Raw genomic sequence first — 14564 nt, forward strand, 5'->3', positions numbered from 1 at the left:
CCCTATTTTATCCGGGAAGCAATTCCGCAGACCAGCCGGTAAACTTCCTCTGAAATTCCCGCAATCCTGCCTGATGCCCTGCCTGATGCTTCTCTCCACTGTCTGTCTTTTGGGTCCATGGGCACAATGCCGCAGCCCAGTTCATTGGAAATAATGATCACATCCGGATTTTTCTCTGCAATGGAATCTATAAACGAATCCACGCTTTTTCCTTCCTCTAAAATCCGCCTTATATATTCATGGAATCCATGAATGATGGTACTGTCAAGAGCAGCGTCAAAAGGGTCTGATGTTCCTTTTGCCACTTTGTTTCTGTCTTTTCCCTTTTCTTTTGCCAATGCCAAAGCAAAGTCCAATTTCCCCTGCCAGGCTCCTCCTGTAATCAATATCATATTTTATCCTCTATATTAAGTGAGAAACCACTGCCAGCCCTGCCGCCAGCCCCAGTTCGCATATTTGCAGAAAATATCCGGCCAGATCACCGGTAATCCCGCCAAATTCCCGTTTTGCCATGGTGTAATAGTATGCATAAATGAAAAGTGAAACCACAAAAGCCATTGCTGCCGCAAAAAAACCGCCCAAATACCAGATTCCTGCCTCCGCTAAAATCACATATCCGGCCATCACTGCGGCCACAACCTTCTTTTGTGCAGCACTGGAAAACATTGCCGCAAGACCTCCTGCCTTTGCCATGGGAAAGGTGACCACAGACAGCCCGCTCAAGGCCCTGGTCAGAACAAAGGTCACTGCATATGCCGGGATCATCCCCTGCTTCATTTCCCCAAAAGCCGCCAGATAGAGAAGAAAATAAACGCCGCATCCGATGATAGCAAATGCACCTGTATGAGGGTCCTTTAATATTTCAAGCTTCTCTTCCCTGCTCTTATGAGAAGATTTTGCATCAATTACATCTAAAAGCCCATCCATATGAATTCCGCCTGTCACCAATACAGGAAGCACCGCCGGGAGAATTCTTCGAAAGTGAGGAAATCCCCACCGGTCACAGAGGAGAGAAACAGCCGCCACAAGCAGGCCAATCACAGCTCCCACCAGGGGGAAAAAGCACATGGCATATTTCATCCGTTCCTTTGTCCACTCCACTTGAGGCATGGGAATACGGGAATACATGGAAAACGCAATGACAAAGCTGCCTAAAAGGTCCATATCTCTTCCATCCTTTCTCGCTGTATAAATCCCAGAAGTTTTATCGATTCCGGAGTTCAGGATAATCATACCATAAAAAAATAAAATTGTCATTTCCATTGAAAAGGAGCCTTCACAATAAAGGCTCCTGAATCATATTAAAACGGTAATTTTGTTCTCTTACAAAATTCTTCTGCAGTAAGGCCAGCCTTTTGGGCCGCCTTTTCTAAGGGAATATCTCCGGAGCGCACCAACTCGGCCAGTATTTCAAGCCTACCCGCTTCTTTGGCTTCCCTCTTAATGTCGGATTCAAATACGGATAGCGCCATGTATTCACTCCTCCTTTCAGAATTCGCTTTAATTTCCTCGATATCCTGCATGATTTTGCAGAACATGAAGTCATCGGTGATGGTCAAATCTTCAAACTTTTTTCTTGTCATATATTCCTCCTTGCAAATAAAAATATCGCCAGAAGGAAATTCTCTTTCTATCTTTCCATTATCATTAACATTTTTGCAATCCCATACTGCATCCTAATCATACCATATACCCACATTCATTACAAGCACGGCAACTGGGTGAACAGGTGCTTTTATGAGATATAAAATCACTAAAGGCAAAAGTCTTGCCTTCGTACGTTTTGTACTTTATAATAATAAAAAAGCGCAATTGCTTTTCCTAATTAAACGATGAAAAGGAGTGAATTTTTTGGATTTATCTACTGTAATTTTTGCATTTTCCCTGACGCTCTTTGCCGGTCTTTCCACTGGAATCGGAAGCGCTCTTTCTTTGCTCACAAAGAAAACCAGTCCCAAATTCCTTTCAATATCCCTGGGGTTTTCGGCAGGCGTTATGATTTACGTTTCCTTTGCTGAAATACTTATAAAAGCCAAGGATGCCCTGGTATCCGCCCTTGGAGAGAGAGGCGGGGCATGGGCCTGCGTAGGGGGATTCTTTTTCGGAATACTTGTAATAGCGCTGATTGACAAGGCGATCCCTTCAACAGAAAATCCCCATGAAATACATACGGTGGAAGAAATGGATGGGAAAAGCGAATCCCACAAGGCAAATCTGATGAGAATGGGCCTGTTTACCGCATTGGCCGTCGGCATCCACAACTTTCCGGAGGGGCTGGCAACCTTCACCGCTGCACTGAGCGATCCAAAGCTGGGCGTTCCCATTGCAGTAGCCATTGCTATCCACAATATACCGGAGGGCATAGCCGTAGCCGTTCCCGTATTCTATGCGACAGGAAGCAGGAAAAAAGCCTTCCAGTTATCATTTTTATCAGGGCTTTCAGAGCCCGTAGGCGCATTGATCGGATATCTGCTTTTCTACCGGTTCTTTAATGACGTTACCTTTGGATTTATATTCGCTTCCGTAGCGGGAATCATGGTCTATATCAGCCTTGATGAACTTCTGCCTTCCGCCAGAGAATACGGAGAGCACCATCTTTCCATTTACGGCTTGATTGCGGGAATGGCTGTCATGGCTGTCAGCCTTTTGCTGTTCATATAAAAGCTGAAATACAGGAAAGCACCCTTTTGCAATAAGAAGGATTATGAAAAACCTTTATCGCAAAACGGTGCTTTCTTTTGTTTTTCTTTGCTTTATTCGCCCGCCACAGCCTTCATCATAAGCGCAGCCACAGCAGCCCCCGGATCTTTTAAGGAACGGGACGCTTCTCCTCTGGTTGCCGCCCTTCCGTGAACAGCCACCATGGTTGTAGTACGTTCAAATCCCTCCCATGAAGCTTCTGCCGCCTTCTTAAATGCTTCCTCAAGAGATTTTCCTGCTTCCACCTCTGCCTTAAGAGCCTGTACTCCGGGATGGAATCCATCTAAAAATGTCTTATCTCCCGGTTTTGCCTTGCCCAAATCAGCAACGCCTTCTTCATAGGCCTCAAACAAGGCCACAACATCGGCACCGGACAATTCCGTCTTTCCTTTTAAAACCTTTCCTGCCCGCATCAAACCTGCCGCCATCAAGGTTCCCATGGTGGAAGGGACCTTATTTCCCATTGTTTTTCCGGCCTTGTACAAAAGCTTCCCAATATCCGTCTCCTGTCCATCGGAAACCGATTCATAAGCCGCCAGAAATCCGTCTCCCATGGTCAGTCCCAAGTCACTGTCACCTACAATGCTGTCCAGTTCAATCAGGTAGGTTCTGTTTTTTTCCATGATCTTGCTGATTCTTTCAAGCATAGCTATCAATTCCTGCTGGTTCATACCCGCCTCCATTCTGTCGCCCACCGGCGATGTGTTATCATGATGAAGAATATCTGATTTTACACAATCCCCTGTTTAAAGAATGGCGTATCAGCCGGGGCATCCAGATATCCTTCCAGCTCCTCATCCATTTTTAAAAGAGAAACGGATAAGCCTGCCATCTCAATGGAAGTCACGTATTCACCCACATAATAGCGGTGAACCCGGATTCCCTTTTCTTCCAGTATCTGATTGACCTTCCTTGCCACAATATACTGTTCATCAAGCGGAGTGGCTCCCAAACCGTTTACAAGAACCGCAACCTTATCTCCGGTTTTATAAGGAATATCTTCAAGGATTTTTTCCATCATTTCCGCTGTAACCTCATCGGCGGTTTCCAGTTTGCCCCGGCGGATTCCCGGTTCTCCATGGATACCCATGCCAATCTCCATTTCATCCTCTCCGATTTCAAATCCAGGATGACCCACTCTTGGCACCGTACAGGGAGTCAGGGCCACGCCCATGGTCCTTACATTGGCAGCCGCTTTTTCTGCAATCCGTTTTACTTCATCCAGATCCTTTCCGGCTGCCGCTGCTGCGCCTGCACATTTAAATACAAAGAAAATACCGGCGACGCCTCTTCTGGTATTTTTCTCGCCAGGAGCTGCCTTGGGGGATGCCACATCCTCTCCTGCAACCACGCTTTCCACGCGGATGTCCTCTTCCATATCAGCCATTTCCGCGGCCATGTCAAAATTAAAGATATCTCCGTTGTAATTGCCGTAAATATAAAGGACCCCTGCTCCGGAATCAATGCCCTTTGTCACATGAAGCATCTGTTCTGCGCTGGGAGACTGGAATACGTCTCCGATGGCACAGCCATCCAGCATTCCCTTCCCCACATAGCCTAAAAACAGAGGAAGATGCCCGGAACCTCCTCCGGTAGCAATTCCCACCTTTCCCTCTACCTTATTGGAGGTGACCAGACAGCGCAGGTCGCCTGCCGCATAAGTGACGTAATCCGGATGAGCGAGATAAATCCCCTCCATCATTTCATTTACATAGTTTTCCGGTGCATTAATCAGTTTTTTCATCCTCTTTCTTCTCCTTCCCACAATTTATTACAGTTCATGGATCCGCAAACCATTAACCGTATGCTTTCCCATATACTTCTATAACCTGCTGAAGTGTCGGCTTAAAGGGATTGTCCTCCATGCAGGAATCGCGCATTGCAGTTTCCGCCAAAGCCTTAAAATCTCCGGGATTTACGTTTAAGTCCCGCAAACTCTGTGTGATCCCCACTTCCTTGGACAGCCGTCTTATGCAGGCCGCCGTTTCCCTCACCACCTGCTCCCCTGTCATGGAATCCGCTCCGGGAAGCTTTAATCCTTCTGCCACCTTCTTATACTTCTTAGCGGCATCCGGCATAGTGCCGTTAAATTCCATCACAAAGGGCAGCAAAACCGCATTGCAGATGCCATGAGGCAGATTCATGAGCCCTCCCAGAGAATGGGCCATGGCATGAACCATGCCAAGACCTGCGTTGGAAAATGCCATACCTGCGCTGTATTGTGCATAAGCCATCATTTCCCTGGCTTTTTCATCATTTCCGTCAGACACTGCCTGGGGAAGATGAGTCCTGATCACTCCCATTGCCCAAAGGGCGTCTTTATCGGTAAATGGGGTAGCTCTTTTTGACACTGCCGCCTCAATGGCATGAGTCATGGCATCCATTCCCGTGGAGGCTGTCAGGCCCTTTGGCATGGTCATCATCAGTTCCACATCATTGACAGCAATGGCGGCCATGGAATTGGGGTCCACCATACACATCTTGGAATGTCTGGCCGGATCGGTGACAATATAAAATGCAGTGACTTCCGAACCGGTTCCCGCCGTGGTATTGACCGCCACAACAGGTATTCCCGGCTTACGGGAGCGGTTAATGCCCTCATAATCCTCCACCCTGCCGCCGTTTGCCATGACAATGCTGACTGCCTTTGCCGTGTCAATCGCAGAGCCTCCGCCCACCGCCACCAAAAGATCGACTTCTAAGGCTCTGGCGGCCTCCAGACAGTCATTGACAATGATTGTGGAAGGATTGGGCTCAACCAGGTAATAGATAGCATACTCCACTCCGGCCTTTAACAGACAGGCTCCTACCTTATCTCCGGTGCCGTTTTCATACAGGAAAGGGTCCGTAACGATGAGCCCCCGTTTAAATCCCCGCTTCTTAAGCTCCTCCGGCAAAAGTCCCAGGGAGCCACGGCCGAAAAAGCTGGTTCCTACTGCATTGATCCTTTCAAATGCCATAAAGGGCCTCCTTAGAATTCTATATTTCTGAAATCTCCCGGATCAATCCGCTTCAGAGCGCTCAGTTCCTCCCTGGTTGGGAGTGGCGTATAGGCCACACGGGAGAACTTTATGGGAAATCCGGTGTTTTCCTGTACCTCTTCCAAACTGGAGGAAGGGTGGATGGTTTCCAGAACCAGTTCCCCGTTTTCCATTTTAAAAATGCACAAAGGAGTGATGATCCGCTCCACATTTCCCTTAACAGTCACAAAATCCACCTGATTTACAAAGGTGCGCTTATCGTGCTTTGTTCTCCAGAGAATCGCTCTTTTTGCCGTTGGAATCAATACGGCGCTTCCCGCTCCTCCCGGCATCCTCACCTTTGGCTTGTGATAATCTCCGATGACCGACGCATTGACATTGCCATGAAGGTCAAACTGGATTCCGCTTAAAAATGCCATATCAAGCTCCCCTCTCATAGCCAGGTCAAACACCTCCATTAAAGGAAAATATCCTGTGGAGCGCTCCAAAAGCTCTGCCCCTGCGCTGGTATACCGTTTAAGCCTTGCCGGGTCAGGGTCCACGCCTCCGGGAATATTTAAATGCACAGCACCCGGCGCATGAAGGGCTTTTGCCAGCATCAGCGCAATCATGGGCATATGGGAGGAAACCCCGTGAAATACCTTGCCGCCGTCAGGTATGAGGCGGGCCATGGCGCAGATCATAATATCACAGACTCTGTATTTTTCTTCCATCATGCCAAGCCTCCTCACCCTTTATAGTCGATCTTTTCAAATGCCTTTAAATACGCTCTAAGGCCCTCTAAGTCCTTCAATTCCTTAAACTTCTTCAAATCTCTTCTGTCAATGTCATAAGAACCGGGACAGGAGCAAGGGGACGCCCCTTTGGATACCCTGACCACCGCTTCCACCAGGAAATGAGGGATATCCGCCTTTTGCAAACCTGCTGTAAAAGCCGATTCCCGGACAATGTTTTCCGCCGTCACGATAACCCGTCTGGCTGCCCTGGAAAATAAGACATCTTCAAATAAAGGCCCTGTAATCCTGGCGTTTCCTTCTTCGTCTGCCTCCTGAACGTGAATGACTGCCACATCCGGCCTTATGGCCTTCACCACTGTCACCGGCTCCCTTGTAAAGGGGTCTTCTACCCGCATGAAATAATCATTTGCATCGATCAGATCACTGATTACCATCCCCTTTACAGGCATGAACCCCACTCCGTAGCTGGCAGCCCGTAGAGCAGAAATCACGGTATAGCAGGCGTGTTCATTTCCTTTTACACTTCCGCCCTCCACTGCCCTGCGGTAATGGCCTGCCAGGGAATATTCGCTTTCATAGCTGATAAATCCGGCATCAACGCTGGAAACACATCCTCCAAAACAGAGCATGTCCACATCCATGGCTCCCGCCGTCTTTACCAGCTTTAAATTTCTTTTATTCTGGCGCACCAGCTCCCGCACCATCGCCATAGGGGCCCGGTGGAGCACATTGCCTCCAAGGCCAAGGATATCCCCGTCATGAATCCGGGCTGCAGCCTCCTGCAAAGACATCACCTTGCTCATGGTCTGACCTCCTTTTCTGTCCTTCCGGCCATTATTTAGCCGCATTGCAGGCAATCTGGATTGCATCCCACACGCCGGAAAAAGGAGGAGCATAAACCAGGTCCGTCATTCCCAGCTCCGTTGTGGTCATCCTGCCATGAATCGCCACTGCAAACACATCCACCCGCAAAACAGCCCCTTTTTGCCCGCAGGTCTGTGCGCCCAGCAGCCTTTTCGTCCCATTTTCATAAATCAGCTTAATGGTAATGGGGGTTGGATTGGGATAATAAGCAGGATGGTCGTTGGCCCGGATGAGTAAAGTCTTGTAATCCTTTCCAAGGCGTTTGGCATCCCCTTCTCCCATTCCTGTGCGCCCAAGCTCCAGATCGCAGACCTTGATCGCGGCAGACCCAAGAGCGCCTATAAACCGCTCATGGCCTCCTGCCAGATTAGCCCCTGCAATTCTTCCGCATTTGTTGGCAACCGTGCCAAGGGCCAGGAAACTGTCTTCTTCCAAAACTTCGTTATAGACCAGAATGCAATCTCCCGCCGCATATACATCAGGCAGGGAAGTCCTCATCTCCCGGTCAACCAGCAGGGCTCCATTTTTTGCCATGGAAATCCCCGTATCCTTCAAAAATTCCGTGCAGGGACGGACACCGGCGGCAACGATCACCAGATCGGTCTCATACGTTCCCTTATCCGTCGTTACCCCTTTTACATAAAGCCCATCTCCGTAAAAGCCTTCTACCTTTTCCCCGGTATGGACCGTTACTCCGCTCCTTGCCAGCTCTTCCTGGGCCAGGGCAGCCATTTCCTCATCAAAGGACATCAAAATTCTGGGAGCCGCCTCCAGCATGCGGACCTGTTTTCCGATATTTAAAAAGGCTTCCGCACATTCCACTCCAATATATCCGCCACCCACAATGGTGACGTTTCGGATTTCCGGAAGCATGGCATATTCCCTTAAAAAGATTCCGTCTTCCAGGGTTTTCAGCACATGAACCCCTATCAGCTCTTTTCCCGGAAATGGGGGAACCACAGACTCCGCTCCCACCGCTATCATCAGCTTATCGTATGTATCCGTAAATTCCTGACCGTTTTCCAAATTTCTTACGAAGACCTTTTTATCTTTTGCATCAACGGACAGCACCTGATGGCGGAGAAAGGTAACTATGCCCATTTTGGTAAAAGCTTCTCTGGAACGGGCGATCATCTTGCGGTAATCATCATTATAGTCTCCCACATAATAAGGAAGTCCGCAGGCTCCGTAGGAAAGAAAACCGCCCTTTTCATAGACCGTAACTTCGATATCCGGATTCACCCTTCGGATTTTGGAAGCAGCGCTCATGCCTGCCGCCACTCCTCCAATTATAATAATCTTCATATTTTGTCTCCTAATGAATCAAGCGGATATACAAGCATATCCCGTTGATTCACAAACTCAAGGCTGAAAGCTTCTTTTCTTTCAACCTTTCTCTCCGATCATATGACCCTGTCAATCTCTTCTCCGGTTTCCTCCATGGCTTCCCTTGCTGTCTTTCTTCCGGAAAAGGCCTCAGAGATTTTCTCGTAAAGAATTCCGTTTTTCTCCCCTGCTTTTGACAGGTGGGGAAGAGGTCTGGCCAGTTCCATCATCTGAAGCTGCACCGGAAACCATGGGCACTCCCCGGTTCCTTCCTCATAGCTTCCTCTTCTCACCGGAGCACCGCTTTTCTTTCCCACCTTCCGGTCTATATCAGGGGACCGTAGGTATTTAAGAAATTCCTGTGCCTCTTCTCTTTTCCCGGAGCTTAAACAGATTCCAAAGGACCAGGTCACGTTCCAGGCCGTGGAAAAGGTGGAAAAACCGATATCCCACGGTTCCAGGCAGCCGTCTTTAAAGACCTCTCCCATCTGACCGCTCCAGGTAACTGCCATAACCGCTCTTCTTTCCCGGATGGCTGAAGCGATTTCCCCGTTGCCGAAATCCTCTGTGCCGTCAACTGCGTATTCTTTCAGTTCCACATAAGACTGGAGCCCCTTTACGGCCTCTTCCTTTTGGCAGACTGCCAGCCCATTGGAATCATAGGCGTCTCCCCCGTACATGCGAAGGAAGGGAAGGGCATCAGTAAAGATTTCAGACTTGTGGGCCTTCATTGCCGCGGCCTGCCCTCCGGCAGCCTCCCTGTAAGCCTTAGCTGTCTCTATGTATTCCTGAGGAGTGATGACACTGCCAAATTCTTTTCCAAGCACCTTAGAAAGCAGGCTCTTGCGGTAAAGAATCATATGCCCGTCGCAGAAGGAAGGTGATAAATAAGCTTTCCCCTTATACTTCATTTCCTCTGCAATGACCGGAAGAATATCTTCCTCCTCAAAATTAATTTCCGAAAGGTATCCCTTTTCTGCAAAATCACGGAGCCACAAATGGCCTGCAACCATGACAATATCATAATCCGCTTCCCCGGCAAACGCTTTCATCATCATAGGGTAATAATCCGCCCACGGTACGATATGAAAATCCACCTCTTCACCGTATCCGTCTAAAATTCCCAGCTCTTTATCGAGATACCCTTCCACCGCCGGGTCTGCCACTGCCAAAACCTTAAGCTTTTCCTGTTTCATAAGCTTTCACCCTCTCACTTTACTTTCCCGGCTGAGGCGGCCCATCGACGATGCCCACAATATAGGCATCCACCGGAGCTGAACGGTCCAAAGCGTACTGGGTCGTATCGTCGGTGGTCACCAGCACCAGTTCCCCGATTCCCGCCCCTATGGTATCGGCTGCCACAAAAATACTCTTCTTATCTCCATAATAAGGCTCTACCAAAAGCAGCTTGAACCCAACCAGGTTCCTGCATTTTCTGGTGGAAACCACTGTTCCCATTACTGTTCCTAATATCACCTGGCCTCTTCCTTTCTGATGGTTACCCACTGTCCCTGCCTGATCTGGAATGCATTGGCGTCGTCCGTGTCCACATGAAAATCCAGCCTGCTGTTTGCGCTAACCCGGATCAGCACCTGACCCAGCTCTCCGCCTTTTGGCCCTGGAACCACAACCTTTACACGCTCCTGATCCGATACCCCGAACCACAAGGCATCCTCAGGAGTCATGTGAATGTGACGGTCTGCAATAATAACTCCTTCCGTCAGCATGACCTCTCCCTTTGGCCCCTTTAACAGGACTCCGGGAGTTCCCTTTAAATTTCCTGACGATCTCACGGCTGCTTCTATTCCCAGGACCCTGCAGTCACTAAATGCCATTTCCACCTGGCTTTGCCTTCTCTCCGGCCCAAGAATCCTCACCTTGGAAAAGGTTCCCGCCGGGCCGCAGACAGCCACCTGTTCCTCACAGGCAAACTGTCCCGGCTGGCTTAAAGCTTTTTTAGGAGTCAGACTGTAACCTGCTCCAAAAAGCATTTCAACGTGTTCTCCGGATAAATGCACATGCCTTGCCGAGATTCCTGCGGGAACTTCAAAAGGCTTTGTACTCAGCCTTTCCCAGTTCTCCAGGACCAGTGCGGTTACTTTCTGAATCAGTTCTTCCCTGTTTTTCATCGTAAGCCTCCGCCCTCAGACAATTTCCGTTCCTTCTATTTAATATAGGGAAGGATTGTGCCTATGGCGTTATGGGGTCTTGGAATCACATGAACGGCAATCACTTCTCCCATTCTGGAAGCAGCTTCTTCTCCCGCTTCCACAGCCGCTTTTACAGCTCCCACATCGCCCTGAACCATGACTGATACCAGGCCGGAGCCGATCTTTTCCGTTCCCACCATCTCCACATCCGCTGCCTTTAACATGGCATCTGCCGCTTCAATGGAGGCTGTAAGCCCTCTTGTCTCGATTATCCCAAGTGCCAGCATTCCCTTTTTTGCTCCTGTCTCTGCCATTTATTTTTCCTCCTTATTTTCCCGCTCTTCTGCTTTTTCAGAATCCTTTTTATTCTCATGTCTGTCTATCATATTTAAAAGTTTTAACACCTCAGGATGAGGGTTTTCGATGGATACAGCCACCTTTATGTTTTCCTCCCCCACCATCCGGCCGGCTTCTCCTGCCGCTTCCATGGCGGCCCGGACAGCCGAAGTTTCACCCGCCAATACGGTGTGGCACATCCTTCCTCCCAGCTTTTTATGACAGCTTACGATCTCCACATCCGCCGCCTTTAAAGCCTGGTCCACCACCACAACGGTATTTGCATAATAATTGACTTCTAAAACCCCTATGGCGTTTCGGTTTCTTTTCATGATGTCCGCCTTTGCTGATGGTGCTGATTATTTGGTTATGGGCAGGATTTTGCTGATGTCCTGATGGGGCCTTGGAATCACATGGACTGCCACCAGCTCTCCAATTCTGGAAGCCGCCGCTTCCCCTGCCTCAGTAGCCGCCTTCACTGCGCCTACCTCCCCTGTCACAATCACGGTCACAAGGCCGGAGCCGATTTTCTCAGTCCCTACGAGCTCAACGTCTGCCGCCTTTAACATTGCATCTGCCGCCTCAATGGAGGCAGTTAACCCTCTTGTTTCAATTAAACCGATTGATGTGGATGCCATATGCTGTTACCTCCTGAAATTATTTATATTTTCTTCTTCCAATTCTACCTTTGTTATATGAGCCAATGCCTTTGTCCCCTCATAGGGCTTTTCAATCATTTCTACCAGAACCTCTTCGGGGCTGTTAAATTTAAGAGCCGCCCTTTTGGCCGCCTGGCAAGCCTCTTTCACGTCGTCGATTCCCCCTTCAAACTTCACCTGTGCCGTCAGGGGAATGAATGCGGTGGCATCCTTGGGATTGATGGTGTCGATGCCGATGATTCTTATATTGGCCGTCTTGCATGCCTTATCCATGGCATAAAGCACCGCCCCATATCCTGCACATTCCAAAAAGCCGATTGCCATATGTACCTTCCCCTTCCTAGATGATCCGCAGGCCGCCTTCTGCCAGCATACATCTGCGTCTCCTTGTAAAGCTTCTGGCACAAGTGAGTCCTTCTCCGGTGGGACCTGCTATGGTCATAGTGGTATGGCCCTCTCCGCCGATTCCCGCGCCTTTTAAAGTGGAACCGTTCTTTGTAAAAATGGTAGTTTCAATGACTTTTCCAAATTTCGTCATGTTCTCAACATTTTTGGAAAACATGGAAGCCGTATGGCGGTTTCCCGATTCTGCGGCCACCGCAGCCTCCACACACTCCTCAAAGGTTCTCAACCGGACAATGGGAAGTATGGGCATCAACTGCTCCACCATGACAAAGGGATGATTTTTATCCGTCTCACAGATTAAAAGGCGTACATCCTTGCGCCCTGTCACGCCTATGGCTTCCAAAAACAAGGCCGCATCTTTTCCGACCCACTTTTTATTCACCTCATAGCTGCCGTTTTTCTCTGTCATGGCAAACTTGAGAATTTCACTTAATTCCATGGAATTAAGCAGATAGGCTCCTTCTCTCACCAGCTTATTCACCAGCTCGTCGGCAGCCCGTTCCATGACAAAGACTTCTTTCTCAGCCAGACACAGGATATTGTTATCAAAAGATGCGCCCCGGTAAATCTCTCTAGCCGCCAGGTCCATATCCGCCGTATCGTCTACAATGACCGGAGGATTTCCAGCGCCTGCTCCGATGGTCTTTTTACCGGAACGGAGGAGGGCATTTACCATGGGCATTCCGCCCGTTCCCACCATAAGGCGGATTCTGGGATCATCCGTCAGCTTGCCGACAGCTTCCATGTCAGGTTCTCTCTGCATGGTGATTAAATTTGCAGGGCCTCCGTTTTCCACAATGGCATGATGAAGAATCTTCAGGCAGTGGGCGCAGCTCCTTTTTGCCCCCGGATGGACATTGAACACAACAGAATTGCCTCCGGCTATCATGCTGATGGTATTGTTGATAATCGTTTCCGTTGGATTGGTGGAGGGAGTGATGGCTCCGATCACCCCAAAGGGAGCGTATTCCTCTATCATCAGGCCCTCATCTCCGGAAATGGCATCTGTGGTCAGACACTCCACCCCCGGCGTTCCTTCAATTACGGCCATGTGCTTTTGAATCTTATCCTCAAACCGGCCCATTCCGGTTTCTTCCCAAACCATCTTTGCCAGGGCTTCTGCGTGGCCTTTTGCAGTGACACGGATGGCCTCAATGATTCGCCGCCTGTCTTCCACCCGGTAACGCTCTACCCACTGGCGCTGGGCGGTATGGGCCGCTTCAATGGCATCTTCCACCCGTTCAAAAACCCCGTTTTCACTTTGGGGAGAAACGTAAGAAGGCTTTGCCCCCTTGCTCTCTATTCCTGCAAGCACTTCCCTTACAATCATTTCTATTTCTTTTACCCCAATTTCCATGATCCGCCTCCTAGCTCAGTCCCTCGATAACCCGTCTCACCACTTCGGCTATGATTTCCTCCTTTGCCTTTCCCAAAGCCTCTGCTCCAATGGCCTTTTGCCCCTCAGAAGCCGTAAGCCTTCCCGAAGTCCCGCTGCATCCGCAGCCGGCCGGGGCCGGATTCTCTCCCGGTCTCACAATGGAGGTCACCCCTTTTAATACGGGGCCGGGGCCACTCTGTTCTGCCGGGCGGATATCTGCCGCTGAAACCACATCCTTCGCATTAGTCTCCTCCGGAGAACAGGGAGGAATTCCCCCTGCCGTAATGCCCAGCTTATGGCGGATGTCCAGCAGTTTATTGACCTGGTCGCAGGAAAGCAGGTTCTGGCGTCCGATGATATTTCCTGTATACATCAATATGGTTGCATAATATTCAATGGATTCCAGCCTGTAAAATGCCTGGTAAATGTCTTTCCCCCAGGTCAGGGCCCCGTGGTTTGCAAGAAGCACTCCATTGTGTGTGTTCACAAAGGGGGCAATGGAATCGGGAACTTCATCTGTGCCCGGAGTTGCATATTTGGCAACCGGTATGGAACCAAGTCCCATGACCGCTTCTGTCAGCACCGCTGCATCCAGGCTGATTCCGGCAATGGCAAAGCTGGTTGCAACCAGGGGATGAGCGTGGGTCACTGCCTGTACATCGGGGTTTTCTTTATAAACCCTCAGATGCATTTTTACTTCTGAAGAAGGCCTCCACTTTCCCATCAGCACTTTTCCGTTTATATCCATCTTCACCAGCATGTCCTGTGTCATAAATCCCTTCGACACCCCGGTGGGCGTGGTCCATATGGTGTTTGGCCCCACCTTGCAGCTGATGTTTCCGTCATTTGAAGCCACAAAGCCTTTCTCGTACATCCGTCTGCCGATGTCCAGAATCGCCTTTTTGGCCTCAAAATCAGACATGTACTTTACGCCTTGAACTGTCATTTTATCTTTACCTCCAAGTCCAAATAACTTCGTGTTCCTTTTTGTTAAAAGCTTCATGCGTTTCTGCTGATCTCTCAGGTTT

19 protein-coding genes are annotated in these 14564 nt (G+C 49.3%); 1 reads left to right on the plus strand and 18 read right to left on the minus strand.

Features of this window, described 5'->3' with window-relative positions:
• Positions 1-2: 2 nt before the first annotated feature.
• The 3 genes from QM657_RS08315 to QM657_RS08325 form a co-directional block, all read right to left on the minus strand.
• Positions 3-392 carry a bifunctional adenosylcobinamide kinase/adenosylcobinamide-phosphate guanylyltransferase gene (locus QM657_RS08315; protein ID WP_415066147.1) on the minus strand — a complete coding sequence of 130 codons (390 nt, stop codon included), beginning with the start codon at positions 390-392 and terminating at the stop codon, positions 3-5.
• Positions 393-402: 10 nt separating this feature from the next.
• Positions 403-1164, minus strand: coding sequence for an adenosylcobinamide-GDP ribazoletransferase (locus tag QM657_RS08320; protein ID WP_415066261.1), 762 nt, complete (start codon positions 1162-1164; stop codon positions 403-405).
• Positions 1165-1301: 137 nt separating this feature from the next.
• Complete coding sequence (locus QM657_RS08325) at positions 1302-1583, minus strand: hypothetical protein (protein WP_415066148.1); 282 nt, start codon at positions 1581-1583, stop codon at positions 1302-1304.
• A 268-nt stretch (positions 1584-1851) separates the two neighbouring features.
• Here QM657_RS08325 and zupT point away from each other — a divergent pair, with 268 nt between their 5' ends.
• A complete protein-coding gene (zupT, locus tag QM657_RS08330) occupies positions 1852-2661 on the plus strand; it encodes a zinc transporter ZupT (RefSeq protein WP_415066149.1) in 810 nt (269 codons plus the stop codon).
• 92 nt (positions 2662-2753) lie between these two features.
• On the opposite strand, the gene QM657_RS08335 is transcribed toward zupT, so the two are convergent.
• The 15 genes from QM657_RS08335 to QM657_RS08405 all read right to left on the minus strand — a co-directional run bounded on the left by QM657_RS08335 (position 2754) and on the right by QM657_RS08405 (position 14482).
• Positions 2754-3371, minus strand: coding sequence for a dihydroxyacetone kinase family protein (locus QM657_RS08335; RefSeq protein ID WP_415066150.1), 618 nt, complete (start codon positions 3369-3371; stop codon positions 2754-2756).
• Between the two features lie 59 nt (positions 3372-3430).
• On the minus strand, positions 3431-4444 hold the full coding sequence (locus QM657_RS08340) for a dihydroxyacetone kinase subunit DhaK (RefSeq protein WP_415066151.1): 1014 nt from the start codon (positions 4442-4444) through the stop codon (positions 3431-3433).
• A gap of 52 nt (positions 4445-4496) precedes the next feature.
• The gene (locus tag QM657_RS08345) at positions 4497-5660 is read right to left on the minus strand and encodes an iron-containing alcohol dehydrogenase (protein ID WP_415066152.1); all 1164 of its coding nucleotides are present in this window, start codon (positions 5658-5660) and stop codon (positions 4497-4499) included.
• A gap of 11 nt (positions 5661-5671) precedes the next feature.
• On the minus strand, positions 5672-6397 hold the full coding sequence (locus QM657_RS08350) for a CoA-transferase subunit beta (RefSeq protein ID WP_415066153.1): 726 nt from the start codon (positions 6395-6397) through the stop codon (positions 5672-5674).
• A gap of 11 nt (positions 6398-6408) precedes the next feature.
• Positions 6409-7221, minus strand: coding sequence for a CoA transferase subunit A (locus QM657_RS08355; protein ID WP_415066154.1), 813 nt, complete (start codon positions 7219-7221; stop codon positions 6409-6411).
• Between the two features lie 31 nt (positions 7222-7252).
• A complete protein-coding gene (locus QM657_RS08360; RefSeq protein ID WP_415066155.1) occupies positions 7253-8587 on the minus strand; it encodes a CoA-disulfide reductase in 1335 nt (444 codons plus the stop codon).
• Between the two features lie 98 nt (positions 8588-8685).
• Positions 8686-9804, minus strand: coding sequence for an extracellular solute-binding protein (locus QM657_RS08365; RefSeq protein WP_415066156.1), 1119 nt, complete (start codon positions 9802-9804; stop codon positions 8686-8688).
• 19 nt (positions 9805-9823) lie between these two features.
• Positions 9824-10084: a EutN/CcmL family microcompartment protein gene (locus QM657_RS08370; protein ID WP_415066158.1), complete on the minus strand. Its 261-nt coding sequence runs from the start codon at positions 10082-10084 to the stop codon at positions 9824-9826.
• Positions 10081-10737 (minus strand): phosphate propanoyltransferase, encoded by a 657-nt coding sequence (locus QM657_RS08375; RefSeq protein WP_415066160.1) that lies wholly within the window; start codon positions 10735-10737, stop codon positions 10081-10083. Before QM657_RS08375 ends, QM657_RS08370 begins: the two co-directional genes overlap by 4 nt.
• Before the next feature lie 35 nt (positions 10738-10772).
• Positions 10773-11072, minus strand: coding sequence for a BMC domain-containing protein (locus QM657_RS08380; protein ID WP_415066161.1), 300 nt, complete (start codon positions 11070-11072; stop codon positions 10773-10775).
• On the minus strand, positions 11073-11426 hold the full coding sequence (locus QM657_RS08385) for a BMC domain-containing protein (protein ID WP_415066163.1): 354 nt from the start codon (positions 11424-11426) through the stop codon (positions 11073-11075). It abuts the gene before it with no gap.
• 27 nt (positions 11427-11453) lie between these two features.
• Positions 11454-11732, minus strand: coding sequence for a BMC domain-containing protein (locus tag QM657_RS08390; RefSeq protein WP_333653048.1), 279 nt, complete (start codon positions 11730-11732; stop codon positions 11454-11456).
• Between the two features lie 6 nt (positions 11733-11738).
• The gene (locus QM657_RS08395; protein ID WP_415066165.1) at positions 11739-12077 is read right to left on the minus strand and encodes a BMC domain-containing protein; all 339 of its coding nucleotides are present in this window, start codon (positions 12075-12077) and stop codon (positions 11739-11741) included.
• Between the two features lie 16 nt (positions 12078-12093).
• Entirely contained in the window at positions 12094-13515 is a 1422-nt protein-coding gene (locus tag QM657_RS08400; RefSeq protein ID WP_415066166.1) for an aldehyde dehydrogenase family protein, read from the minus strand.
• 10 nt (positions 13516-13525) lie between these two features.
• Positions 13526-14482, minus strand: coding sequence for a class II aldolase/adducin family protein (locus QM657_RS08405; protein ID WP_415066167.1), 957 nt, complete (start codon positions 14480-14482; stop codon positions 13526-13528).
• Between the last annotated feature and the right edge of the window lie 82 nt (positions 14483-14564).

Origin of the sequence: Lacrimispora sp. (assembly GCF_047605665.1) — a bacterium.
GTDB lineage: Bacteria > Bacillota > Clostridia > Lachnospirales > Lachnospiraceae > Lacrimispora.

Bases quoted from the DNA above. Each gene is read 5' to 3' on its own strand.
- QM657_RS08315 (WP_415066147.1), bottom strand. From the start codon at position 392: ATGATATTGATTACAGGAGGAGCCTGGCAGGGGAAATTGGACTTTGCT.
- QM657_RS08320 (WP_415066261.1), bottom strand. From the start codon at position 1,164: ATGGACCTTTTAGGCAGCTTTGTCATTGCGTTTTCCATGTATTCCCGT.
- QM657_RS08325 (WP_415066148.1), bottom strand. From the start codon at position 1,583: ATGACAAGAAAAAAGTTTGAAGATTTGACCATCACCGATGACTTCATG.
- QM657_RS08335 (WP_415066150.1), bottom strand. From the start codon at position 3,371: ATGAACCAGCAGGAATTGATAGCTATGCTTGAAAGAATCAGCAAGATC.
- QM657_RS08340 (WP_415066151.1), bottom strand. From the start codon at position 4,444: ATGAAAAAACTGATTAATGCACCGGAAAACTATGTAAATGAAATGATG.
- QM657_RS08345 (WP_415066152.1), bottom strand. From the start codon at position 5,660: ATGGCATTTGAAAGGATCAATGCAGTAGGAACCAGCTTTTTCGGCCGT.
- QM657_RS08350 (WP_415066153.1), bottom strand. From the start codon at position 6,397: ATGATGGAAGAAAAATACAGAGTCTGTGATATTATGATCTGCGCCATG.
- QM657_RS08355 (WP_415066154.1), bottom strand. From the start codon at position 7,221: ATGAGCAAGGTGATGTCTTTGCAGGAGGCTGCAGCCCGGATTCATGAC.
- QM657_RS08360 (WP_415066155.1), bottom strand. From the start codon at position 8,587: ATGAAGATTATTATAATTGGAGGAGTGGCGGCAGGCATGAGCGCTGCT.
- QM657_RS08365 (WP_415066156.1), bottom strand. From the start codon at position 9,804: ATGAAACAGGAAAAGCTTAAGGTTTTGGCAGTGGCAGACCCGGCGGTG.
- QM657_RS08375 (WP_415066160.1), bottom strand. From the start codon at position 10,737: ATGAAAAACAGGGAAGAACTGATTCAGAAAGTAACCGCACTGGTCCTG.
- QM657_RS08380 (WP_415066161.1), bottom strand. From the start codon at position 11,072: ATGGCAGAGACAGGAGCAAAAAAGGGAATGCTGGCACTTGGGATAATC.
- QM657_RS08385 (WP_415066163.1), bottom strand. From the start codon at position 11,426: ATGAAAAGAAACCGAAACGCCATAGGGGTTTTAGAAGTCAATTATTAT.
- QM657_RS08390 (WP_333653048.1), bottom strand. From the start codon at position 11,732: ATGGCATCCACATCAATCGGTTTAATTGAAACAAGAGGGTTAACTGCC.
- QM657_RS08395 (WP_415066165.1), bottom strand. From the start codon at position 12,077: ATGGCAATCGGCTTTTTGGAATGTGCAGGATATGGGGCGGTGCTTTAT.
- QM657_RS08400 (WP_415066166.1), bottom strand. From the start codon at position 13,515: ATGGAAATTGGGGTAAAAGAAATAGAAATGATTGTAAGGGAAGTGCTT.
- QM657_RS08405 (WP_415066167.1), bottom strand. From the start codon at position 14,482: ATGACAGTTCAAGGCGTAAAGTACATGTCTGATTTTGAGGCCAAAAAG.